10 protein-coding genes and 2 tRNA genes are annotated in these 8143 nt (G+C 54.4%); 1 reads left to right on the forward strand and 11 read right to left on the reverse strand.

Going from position 1 to position 8143, the window contains the following annotated elements:
• Positions 1 to 306: 306 nt before the first annotated feature.
• From G113_RS17190 to G113_RS21555, 9 genes are all read right to left on the reverse strand, one after another.
• Positions 307 to 1020 carry a hypothetical protein gene (locus G113_RS17190; RefSeq protein ID WP_040319353.1) on the reverse strand — a complete coding sequence of 238 codons (714 nt, stop codon included), beginning with the start codon at positions 1018 to 1020 and terminating at the stop codon, positions 307 to 309.
• On the reverse strand, positions 1020 to 1664 hold the full coding sequence (locus G113_RS20755; protein ID WP_005907810.1) for a TM2 domain-containing protein: 645 nt from the start codon (positions 1662 to 1664) through the stop codon (positions 1020 to 1022). The genes G113_RS17190 and G113_RS20755 overlap by 1 nt, the downstream gene beginning before the upstream one ends.
• Before the next feature lie 91 nt (positions 1665 to 1755).
• Positions 1756 to 2637, reverse strand: a complete 882-nt coding sequence (locus G113_RS20315; protein ID WP_005907811.1) for a helix-turn-helix transcriptional regulator — start codon at positions 2635 to 2637, stop codon at positions 1756 to 1758.
• An 865-nt stretch (positions 2638 to 3502) separates the two neighbouring features.
• Entirely contained in the window at positions 3503 to 4729 is a 1227-nt protein-coding gene (locus G113_RS17205; RefSeq protein WP_005907812.1) for a tyrosine-type recombinase/integrase, read from the reverse strand.
• A 183-nt stretch (positions 4730 to 4912) separates the two neighbouring features.
• Complete coding sequence (locus G113_RS17210; protein WP_005314106.1) at positions 4913 to 5359, reverse strand: DUF2787 family protein; 447 nt, start codon at positions 5357 to 5359, stop codon at positions 4913 to 4915.
• Between the two features lie 66 nt (positions 5360 to 5425).
• Positions 5426 to 5920: a hypothetical protein gene (locus G113_RS17215; RefSeq protein WP_005907815.1), complete on the reverse strand. Its 495-nt coding sequence runs from the start codon at positions 5918 to 5920 to the stop codon at positions 5426 to 5428.
• 19 nt (positions 5921 to 5939) lie between these two features.
• Positions 5940 to 6464: a hypothetical protein gene (locus G113_RS17220; protein WP_005907816.1), complete on the reverse strand. Its 525-nt coding sequence runs from the start codon at positions 6462 to 6464 to the stop codon at positions 5940 to 5942.
• 12 nt (positions 6465 to 6476) lie between these two features.
• Entirely contained in the window at positions 6477 to 6695 is a 219-nt protein-coding gene (locus G113_RS17225; RefSeq protein ID WP_005907817.1) for a hypothetical protein, read from the reverse strand.
• A 314-nt stretch (positions 6696 to 7009) separates the two neighbouring features.
• Complete coding sequence (locus tag G113_RS21555) at positions 7010 to 7273, reverse strand: DinB family protein (RefSeq protein ID WP_005907818.1); 264 nt, start codon at positions 7271 to 7273, stop codon at positions 7010 to 7012.
• A gap of 129 nt (positions 7274 to 7402) precedes the next feature.
• Between G113_RS21555 and G113_RS17235 the strand changes: the two genes are divergently transcribed.
• Complete coding sequence (locus G113_RS17235) at positions 7403 to 7735, forward strand: hypothetical protein (protein WP_005907820.1); 333 nt, start codon at positions 7403 to 7405, stop codon at positions 7733 to 7735.
• 175 nt (positions 7736 to 7910) lie between these two features.
• Here G113_RS17235 and G113_RS17240 read toward each other — a convergent pair.
• Together G113_RS17240 and G113_RS17245 are read right to left on the reverse strand one after the other, a co-directional pair.
• Positions 7911 to 7986 (reverse strand) — tRNA-Asn (locus tag G113_RS17240).
• Positions 7987 to 7994: 8 nt separating this feature from the next.
• Positions 7995 to 8070, reverse strand: a tRNA-Phe gene (locus G113_RS17245).
• Positions 8071 to 8143 lie beyond the last annotated feature (73 nt).

Below are 8143 nucleotides of genomic sequence, written 5' to 3' on the forward strand. Positions count from 1 at the left end.
TTCCCCACAATTGCCAAAACTCACTTGGTTTCCTATCTGACAGCCAGACTTGGCTCTGACTGGCCTTGCCTTCCTGCCTAGCTGGGTCCAGCTCCCTCCGGGACACCAATGTTACTAATATGTTTATCTTTTCGTGGTCCTTCTCGTGGTCCAATCCTTCTTCTCTATTTGGGCATCTGAGCTGTGCAATCTGCCCTGGCCTCTTACTCCTGCTGACATCCCGCGCACATGCCCCTGTTCATTCCCTCTCAACTGCAGCCCTGACGCTGGAAAAAAGTAAGGCGGGATTGCTCCCGCCTTATGTTCTTACTGAGCGACGTATAGCTCGACGCTGCACCTTGTATCTCTTGGCTCTCCCAGCTCCTTCTGGCAGGTTTTGCTCCTTCCCTTCTCATCGAGCTCGAAAATCCGCTTGGCCTCGACTCGATAGATCCCGTACTGCGTCTTGAGCGGGTTGGTAAATGGCCCTTCAAAATCAATGCTGCATTCCGAGCCGCAACTCTCCACAACAGTATGCCCGTTGCTCTGGATCGTGATGAACTCAGCTGTACCGCTACCGCCCGAAAAGTTGAAACGCCGCTTGCCCACAAATGGTAGATCAGCGCGAGCTTGAGCGTTCCCCTTCACCTCTTTGGGTTGCTGGCTCTGTGCCGCCTCACACATCTTATCTAACAGTGCATCTATCATGATCTCCGGCTGTAGCTGACCGTTTATCTCCAGCGCTTCCACGCTGAATTCCTCACCTTGAACCCACATCTGAAGCATGCCCCGTACAGGCCGTTCCATGTAAGTGAACGTGCCACTCACGTTGACCAACTTGCGTCCATCAGTGGCTGTGCCTGCCGACCAATCGGGATCTTTGAAGAAGCTATCGGCCTGCTGCTCCAAGGTCACTCCTGGGCAGCTATCCAGTACTCCCTCTTTCACTGTCAGCTCATCCCATTTGCTGAGCAATCCAGCTTGAGCAGCAGGGACCATCAGCAGTGAAACACTGGCCGCCAGAGCGAGCTTCTTTATCATTACCATACCCATTGGAATGCCCTCACTGCTTGATAGTTGTAGCGTTTATCGAACTCTTCTTGGGTAAGGCAGAGCACACGGATGAACTCAATGACCGACAGTAAAACGGGGATCCCAGTTGTGCAGGCAGCCAAATAGATCAGACCCCAGCCCCAGTTTCCGGTGTAGAACTTGTGTAGGCCCAAACCGCCACCAAAGAACATCAAGATGGCCATCAAGACCTTCCGCTTCCCCCGATGGTGAACTGTGCTTCCCACTGGTGCTGATTGGACTGGTGCTTGTGTCGGTGAAGGTTCACGAATAGGCCATGCCGTCACATCAATTGGATTGGGTATCACCGCTGCTATCGCTTTGGCTTTCTTCTTGGCCGTACCGAAGGTATCGATCGCATCAATGAAAGAGCCGGTCAGCGATAGCTCAACAATCCCTTCTTCCGGCGAGCTGAAATGCACTGTGACCCGTTGGCCAAACGGGTTAACCCCGTACTTCCAGGATGCTTCCAACTCTCCTTTGGCCCTATCAGCTTTCTTGATGGTGCCACCCTCTGCTTGCAGGTGAGCGGCTACATGCTCGAAGACTGTCTCATAATCGTCATGACTGCGTAGGACGAGGTCAGATGGCGTAGTTATCGTGGGAGATCCCATGGTTTTGCTCCTTGTTGGTTGAACTACTGATAGTGGTGATTGGCCCCGACAGGTGGTGTCGGGGGTTGAAATTAGTGGCGTGAAATTTGGCTTACATCCGGCTGAGCAGGGTCTTGAGGTCACGTTTGACCAGAGCCTGGATCCCCGCTGGGCTGATCACTTCAAGGTGCGGTAGATACGTTTTGATCACGGGCAGCAGCTGGGCCCCATCGAATACCCTGCTTGCCAGTAAGATGCTGCCGTCTTCCAGTTCTCGGATCAGTGCCTGCTCGGGCAGGATGTTCCTGAGCTTGAATTCGTGGGCGATGGGTGAAGCCGCCTTGATAACGACTTCATGGGATGGGATGGCCTCTTGCTCGATCAACCGTTGGAGTATCTGTTGCTGAGGTTCTGCGATAGTGGCTGCGGCCTCCGTCAGCCGGATGAGCGATATTCGGGATAGGGGCTCAATAAACGGTGCTTCCGTGGATACACCTGCCAAGTACCAGCGGCCCCGCTTATTGACCAAGCGATATGGCACAACCTCTTGTTCTGTTTGCTCACCAACCCATGTCAGCCTAGCTTTGAGCTGTTGGCTGATCGCTTTGGCAAGCGGCTTTAACCATTGGTGGTGGCTGTCATCTTCATCGAGTTGAAATCCTGACAGAACGAACACGGGGGAACCATTGGGGTTGAGCCATTGCTTGAGCAGAGCGTCGTGATCGTCCGGGAACAGCGCCTTGGCCCCGACTTGCTCGCATAGACGAAGGATTGCTGGAGTCGATGCTCTGCCGAAATAGGATGGGTCAAGCCAATAGGTTTGTCCCTCACGCTCCAATGGCAAGTAAGCCAGTCTGACGTTCAGATCCCGTTGTATGGTGCGTGGTGAGACGTTGAACTCATGAGCCAGTTCGGAGATCACCAACCGCTGTCCGTGATTGAGTTTGGTCAGGATCACGCCGAGGCGCTGGGCTAGGGTGTCGTGTTCTGCCATCCAAGGAAGCATCGTTGTCAAAGGTATCCAAGTGTCACGGAGGTGCCCGACAGGGCGTGTCGACTTGGATTTTCACGACAGAGGGGGTTACGGGTAAGCAGAGTTGGCATTGGTAGCCGGGGTTTGGCATTTGGCCCAACCCGCTTGGATGAGGGTATCGACACCAATAATGCGAGCCGGATCCTGCTTTAGATTGATAAACGGGTGGCTCTGCGTGCGCAAGGTTCAGTGACGATTGCTAATAACCAAGGTTCTCCGGCCTCTCTTCCTGTCTGAGAATGACCAGCGACAGATCACCGTTCGAGGCCAGAGGCTGACCCAAAATGCGCAAAAATGGGGTACTCGCGCAGGCTCCGGTTGTCGGAGGCCATGCCCCGCATGAAGTGCTGGGGGTGGTGTCCTATGCACGTTGGGGTAGAGTAACTATTGCCCCCCCTTGCTTCCCCCCCTGTGAGAGGGACTGTGCGGCATTGCAGATCTGGGCCTTGGTGTTTGGGCTCGATGACGTAGCCCCTGCCTGTCGCTCCTGCATCTTTGCTTCAGAAACTGCCTTGGCTATCCTCTCTTGCTTGCCTAGCTGGGCCTCGTTCAGCTGCCTTGTCGGGTTGGTACAGCCGGACTCCCTCCGGGCGGTCAGTGTTAGATTTTTGTTTGTCTTTTCATCCCCATAACTACCTTGCCATGTGTTGATGCCCCACGGGCACAGCCCGTATACCCCGGCATACCACTCTCCTCAGCCACACAGAGAACCTCGGCCTCTCCAGAGACAGCCAAATCCGTCACGCCGGAAAACTCGCCAGCCCCCGAGACAAAGGCTGGCGAGTTAGGCAACGATGCCACTGGGCTACTCCCTGCGTGCGCTTGCTTATCCTGCCCGTTGCAACGCAAGCGGCTCCACTTTGACAACACCTGGAGAGATCAACGCTTGCTCCACACAGTTCGCCACTTGTGCGCTGGTATGGCGCAATCTGCTGGCGTGTAGGTGTGCATACCGTTGGCTGGATTGGCTACTTGAATGGCCCAGCTGTGCCTGTACGTCATACAAGGTGCCACCGCTGGAGACGATCAACGCAGCCACCGAATGACGGCAGGTATGAATGCATACTTGCCCTTCGATTTGAGCTCGCTTCAGCATCCGATTAAATGGCTTGGTGACGTTGTTCAGTGGTTGCCCCGGCTTCTGCCCTGGGAACAGGTACGGGTTCCCTGCTATCACCGGTGTATCCTGCAAAACCTGCATCGCCATGTGATTCATATGCAGGATCCGGCTCTTGCCGTTCTTGGTGTGCGGGATGAACAGCGTCTGATGCGCCTTGTCGATATGCTCCCACTTGGCCAGCCTCAGCTCATCTTTTCGCAGCCCCGTTAGCAACAGCAATTTCACGTACTGCCCTGCATAGCGGTTCTCGTCAGCATCCGCAGCCATGAACAAACGCCGGATCTCAGCCTTATCGAGGAATCGGGTTCGCTGGTTGTTCTCGGGGAGCGTCTTCAGATAGACCAATGGATGTTGCTCCAGATACCCCATCCGCACACTCCACGTCAGGATGGCCTTGAGCAAAGTGGTGATCCGGTTGTTGGTCGCTGGCTTGCACTGGCTCATCAAGCTGGTTTGCAATGCTTGCCCTTGCTCCAAATTGATTTCCGACAACAGCCGAGAGCCCATCGCCGGTTGCAGGTGATCCCGGAACCGCTGCTCGTCGTTCTGCCAAGAGCGTTTATGGTGCTTGGCATAAGGCAGGTAATGCAGCTGGAACAGCTCATACAACGTGAGCTCTTGCCGTTTATCTTCCTTCAGTTGCTTGGGGTCGATGCCTTGTGACAGCAGCCGTTTATACTCCGTGGCAATCTCTCTGGCCGTGTTCAGGTCTACGTCTGGAAAGCGACCTATGGCAATAGCCCGCTTGCGGCCATGCCACAGATACCGCATCAGGAACTTCTTGTTGCCCTCCCCTTTCCCCACCAAGCATTTGAGCCCCGAGATCTGAGTGTCGCTGTATTCGGCCTCCGTGGATTTTGCATTTGCGGGGTTGGGCGGTAGTGCTTCGATCGCTTTCTGGGTGAAGCGAAAACGAGATGGGAGATCTGACATAGTGGAACTCCTGTTAACTGGGATTGAAGGGGACTGGCATTGCCCCAAGAAAAAACAGCACAGGGAGGTCGGATCCCTGTGCCGGTCTGGTGGTACTGGTTTATCGGTTGGTGGTGATGTTGGTCGCTGATGGTTTACCCACTCGCGGCCAACGGCTTTCCGGTCGATATCCGGTCTTGGGCGTCAGTCTGGCGTCACCGTCAGGGTGAATACGTCCATCTGGGCATAGCAGCAAAAGCTCTGTTGCCAGACGTCAAACCATTCATTCACCTCTGCCAGTGACATTTCACCCATCAACGAATGGGTGTATTCGCCCACGCTGAAATCAAAATCCAACTCTTTGGCCAACTCAGTGCACCAGCCTTGGCCCACATAGGCAAAGTCAGTAACGTAGCGCAGATGCCAGCCGTCATCCCAGCGTTCAAGACGGATCTCGACAGGGTGATAGCCTCCAGTTGTTGCGCTGTAGTCTGGATCTCGATAGTTGAGGGTCAGGGTTGCGGGTGTTGTGCCATCCGGGATCTCGTCTGGGAAATCCTCCAGCGCCGAGCTGATGGCTTGCTCCAGTAGCGTTTGCAGGTCGTGACTTATCCTCACAGGCAAGCCCGTGATAACGAGGGTAGGTTTCATGTTTGGTTCTCTTGAAGTGAAAGGTGGGGATTCGCGTGATGGAATAGAGCGGGCTGTCGACGTGGGTTAGTTGGTGGTGCTGACCTTTGGCAGCTTGGCCTTGAGACTCTCAAACCACTCGGTATGCTTGCCCGTGATCAGATGACCGAACCGCACTTCCGGCGCTACCTTGGTCAATTCCAGATGGCGCAGTACGGCAGCCAGGAACCCCGCATTATTGCTGCTGCCTTTGAAGTGCCAGATAACCTTGAACAGGCCGGAAGTAAATGCCTTGTCCGACTGTTGCTCATTCAGCAGATCGACGACTTGCGCCAAGCCGAACCACTCCTTGGAACAAAGGCCACCGCCACTACTGCCGGTCAGACGGATCAACAGCTCAGTTTGCTCAGGCTCATGACCGATCTCATAGCCCACAGTGGTAGTTGAGCCTGGCGAGAGCAACATGGCGACACCACTGGTCAAGATAACCTTGGCAGATAGAATGGGTTTATCGCTGGCCTTGTTCTCGGGCTGAGTATTGGTCTGCTGGCTGGCGGCTTGTTTGTTGGTCTTGCTATTCATATTGGGATCCTCAGGTAACTCAGATAGTGGATTTCAGGTAGATGGTGGTGCCCAAGTCGGGCTGTGCCTGTTCAGGTTTTAGAACGAAGGCCAGATGCTGGAATACAGGGAGTGGAGCTGACAGGGCATCGAACGGAGTGCCGTAACCGGAGAAGTGATATGGCTCCCATGTTTCCACTGCTGGGAGTGGCAGCCAGAACACGGCATCTTCTGCGCAGTCGATCAGCTGGATGGTTCCCGCAGCTAACCGCCAGTAGTCGGCGTAGTAACCGTTGTCGTCATCCCGGACTGACTCTCTCGTATGGGATGCTATCGAGATCAATACTTCAGGTGCTTCACTGTGCAGGGACTTGGCCTTAAGCACGGTTGCCTCTTTGACCACGACCAGCAGCACAGACTGGTTTTCATCTGGCAGGAACTCAGGAACATACATTCCATTCGTGATGACCTCCTGCATCAGCAAGCTCAGCGTTTGCCAGCTGTAGGCATACCCCTTTAGCGTTTCGTGGGAAGCGTATTTTCCTTCTTGAATGAACTCGTCCATGGCTAACCTCCCTCAATCCGCTGGCCCAGTGATATAGCCGATAGCGCCACCGATGATGGTGCCTGCGACGGCTCCAGTGATACCGCCTTTGGCACCGACACCAGCTCCGGTGAGTGCGCCTTTGACTGCCCCTCTGGTGCTGCCCTTAACCGTGAAGTCGACACTGCCGTCTCTCATTGGCTTGATGCTGATCGCGGCTACTTGTTTGCGCAAAATTTGGTGGATAAACATGCTCATTCCTTTAAATCGTGGATATGAAAAAGGCCCTGAGCGGTTAGCTCAGGGCCTGATGTTCTGGATGAACATGGATTTAATATATGTTTGAAAATCCGCTTAGACCGGATATCCCCCAGACCCACGCTGAACATATCCAGTCAACTCTGCTGGGGTAACTTTTGACATCAGGGTCACAGTCCACGCTCACTCTTGCCTGCTATTCCTTCTGATTGGCCTCTCCGGTCTCCCTCCGGTCTTACCATAGCCAACACACTCAGCAGCAAAGACCGGAGCTGGCGACCGGAGAAATGGCCTGACGGCGAACGCTGTTATCTACTCATCCGAGTGACACCATTCACCACAAGCATAGCTTTACCAAGCGGACCAGATATGGACCGGAACTTGTTATGCGTACAGGAATGAGTAGTGAAAATACAGAGATGGACCACGCTCATGCTGGTGCCCTTGCTGTACCCCTCCATCACCAGTTCCTGCCCCCGACTCACGGGGACGGCCTGCAACGCCTTGAGCAACTTGCCAAAATTCGTGTCGATGGCGAGCAGCAGCTCGGCCTTGTCTTGGGGGATCCCCATCACTTATCTCCTTCATGCAGTCACCACTTCCGCATCCGTGCAGGATTGCCGCCCGCGGTGCAGCAAGTTAAGATCTCGACGCCTTCGGCCAGCGCCCAAACCCAGCCCCCATCACAGACAAGAACGGCAATGAATCAGCTCATTACCTATATCAATGCAATCCATCGGCAGCCGGGACCGGCGACCATCACCCACCAGCAGAGTGAACACTATAGCGAGCATGACGAGAGTGGCACCCTGATCCAGCACCAGCAAACCACCTATTGGTTCGCCAATGGGGTCGCCATCTGTCATCAGATAGAGCAGGACCAGGTCCCCTCAGAACAGCTATGCGCCGAATGCTGGATAAGCTATCGAGTTGTCACCAGCCACATGCCCATCACGCCGCCACGCAAGCTGTTCCACAACGCCTGTCAGGAGGCATTCTGGCTAAAAATGCAAGGTATCATGCTGGCAAAGTGACGCAGGACTGATCCACAGGTGAAACAACAGCAGAGAGGGGACACTTGATAGACTCAACGCTCGCCAGCAGACCATGACTCCATCGACACGCAATAACCGAACCTGCCATGCAAATCTGGTCAGCCGTAAAAAACAGGCAAAGAAAAAGCCCAGCATTGCTGCTGGGCTTTTGTGTTGGCTCCTCCTGCTGGACTTGAACCAGCGACATACGGATTAACAGTCCGCCGTTCTACCGACTGAACTAAGGAGGAATTGTACTTGGTGCCCAGAGACGGAATCGAACCGCCGACACGGGGATTTTCAATCCCCTGCTCTACCGACTGAGCTATCTGGGCAATCTATAAATGGTGCCGGCTACCGGAATCGAACGTGGTTGTACCTACTGATTACAAGTCAGTTGCTCTGCCT

Origin of the sequence: Aeromonas molluscorum 848 (genome assembly GCF_000388115.1) — a bacterium.
GTDB classification, from domain to species: domain Bacteria; phylum Pseudomonadota; class Gammaproteobacteria; order Enterobacterales; family Aeromonadaceae; genus Aeromonas; species Aeromonas molluscorum.

What these genes read in the sequence shown, in the direction of transcription:
- G113_RS17225 (WP_005907817.1), bottom strand. Translation starts at nt 6,695, where the DNA reads ATGTTTATCCACCAAATTTTGCGCAAACAAGTAGCCGCGATCAGCATC.
- G113_RS17235 (WP_005907820.1), top strand. Translation starts at nt 7,403, where the DNA reads ATGAATCAGCTCATTACCTATATCAATGCAATCCATCGGCAGCCGGGA.
- G113_RS17215 (WP_005907815.1), bottom strand. Translation starts at nt 5,920, where the DNA reads ATGAATAGCAAGACCAACAAACAAGCCGCCAGCCAGCAGACCAATACT.
- G113_RS17210 (WP_005314106.1), bottom strand. Translation starts at nt 5,359, where the DNA reads ATGAAACCTACCCTCGTTATCACGGGCTTGCCTGTGAGGATAAGTCAC.
- G113_RS17190 (WP_040319353.1), bottom strand. Translation starts at nt 1,020, where the DNA reads ATGATAAAGAAGCTCGCTCTGGCGGCCAGTGTTTCACTGCTGATGGTC.
- G113_RS17220 (WP_005907816.1), bottom strand. Translation starts at nt 6,464, where the DNA reads ATGGACGAGTTCATTCAAGAAGGAAAATACGCTTCCCACGAAACGCTA.
- G113_RS21555 (WP_005907818.1), bottom strand. Translation starts at nt 7,273, where the DNA reads ATGGGGATCCCCCAAGACAAGGCCGAGCTGCTGCTCGCCATCGACACG.
- G113_RS20755 (WP_005907810.1), bottom strand. Translation starts at nt 1,664, where the DNA reads ATGGGATCTCCCACGATAACTACGCCATCTGACCTCGTCCTACGCAGT.
- G113_RS17205 (WP_005907812.1), bottom strand. Translation starts at nt 4,729, where the DNA reads ATGTCAGATCTCCCATCTCGTTTTCGCTTCACCCAGAAAGCGATCGAA.
- G113_RS20315 (WP_005907811.1), bottom strand. Translation starts at nt 2,637, where the DNA reads ATGGCAGAACACGACACCCTAGCCCAGCGCCTCGGCGTGATCCTGACC.